We start from the raw sequence: 202 nt of genomic DNA, 5'->3' as shown, positions 1-202 counted from the left end.
CACTGCCTCGCGGACGGAGGGATGTTCCACCAAGCTGGCCGCAATCTCACCCAGCTCAATCCGGAACCCGCGGATCTTGACCTGGTCGTCATTACGCCCTAGAAACGCCAGCTTCCCGTTCGGAAGATAACGGGCCAAGTCGCCCGTCTTGTACATCCGTGCACCAGCCGTGCCGGCAAAGGGGTCGTGCAGGAAACGCTCA

1 protein-coding gene is annotated in these 202 nt (G+C 61.4%); it reads right to left on the bottom strand.

Annotated features, from left to right (window positions below):
* Positions 1-202 (bottom strand): hypothetical protein (locus ACM6I0_RS24405; RefSeq protein ID WP_414923490.1); only part of this gene is annotated, 202 nt, incomplete at both ends.

It is taken from the genome of Pseudomonas sp. IT-P294, assembly GCF_949767865.1.
Classification (GTDB): domain Bacteria; phylum Pseudomonadota; class Gammaproteobacteria; order Pseudomonadales; family Pseudomonadaceae; genus Aquipseudomonas.
Note: the sequence above shows the minus strand (reverse complement) of the source record. Positions and strands in the feature narration are given on the sequence as shown.